The 935-nt window shown below is 46.0% G+C and carries 2 protein-coding genes; both read right to left on the bottom strand.

The features are described from left to right. Window positions 1-69: 69 nt before the first annotated feature. Complete coding sequence (locus tag ACYVUV_RS12325) at window positions 70-300, bottom strand: hypothetical protein (RefSeq protein WP_484499575.1); 231 nt, start codon at window positions 298-300, stop codon at window positions 70-72. Next, the coding region (locus ACYVUV_RS12320) for an IS1634 family transposase (protein ID WP_484499574.1) at window positions 266-935 on the bottom strand (670 nt) is incomplete at its 5' end. The genes ACYVUV_RS12325 and ACYVUV_RS12320, both read right to left, overlap by 35 nt.

Here is a 935-nt window from a genome sequence, read left to right as displayed (position 1 = left end):
TGCTAGTTTCCCAGGATTTTACAACTCAAACCATACGGTTGGCAGATTTTCTGCTAACCGTATTTCTTTTTATGCATGACTTTCTAGAAACGCGAGGATCTCAGCTTTGGTTCTGGTACTTTTATCAATAGCTTTTAGTAATTCCTCCTGCTCTCGGTGCTTCTTGAGCTCATAGAGGGCATCAAGCTTCTCTGACGCTTTATCGCAGCGCTCTTTGAGGCGTCGGAGCTGTTCTTCTGTTTGGGAGATCTCTGCTTCAATAGTTTTAATACTCTTCGTTCTCGGCATCTTCATCATCATCTTTCTGTTCTTCTGGCATTGCGGCGTTCTTAATGTCTTTTCCAATCAGTCTTGCCTGTGCTTTGATCCATTCTTCGTCTAGCCCAAAAGCGCCTAGTATTACTTTCTGGGTAGCCGTGACTGCGTGATCGAGCTTATAGTTGCCGTTCGGCTGTCGTATCAGTTCAATCTTTTCGAGCTCTTTCAGTGCCGAAGGTACGTTCAGATAGTTAGGCTTGCCCGGCATTTCGGCTTTACGTTTTCTCAGAAGCGTGTAGATTCTTGCCCGGATTATCAAAGCAATGAACTGAATGAAGATCTTCGCTTCAGCTGCCTGGCTGCTTGCGACTCTGAATGAACGGTTGCCAAGGAAGGTCTTATCACTGCCAAACAGCTTTTCTGAGATATCGCGGCTTTTGTAAAGGTTCAAAGCTTCTGAAGCCGTCATCTTTTCAGAGGTCACAATTGCGAAATAGCCGCACAGCTGCAGCTCTCGTTCAATGACATCTTCCCGCTCCTCGTAGCCATAGAACTTGCCTTTGTGGTAGGTAAGCTTGAAGTAGTGCTCGTATCTCTTTGGAAGCTTGTATTCTCTGCCCTTTATCTTGTCCATCTCGGCTTCCATTCGGTCCAGATCAGCTTCCAGTCTAGCACGT

Source organism: Lactobacillus sp. WILCCON 0149, assembly GCF_057197965.1.
This window is presented reverse-complemented; position numbering and strand designations above follow the sequence as displayed.

Bases quoted from the DNA above. Each gene is read 5' to 3' on its own strand.
- ACYVUV_RS12325 (WP_484499575.1), bottom strand. From the start codon at position 300: ATGATGATGAAGATGCCGAGAACGAAGAGTATTAAAACTATTGAAGCA.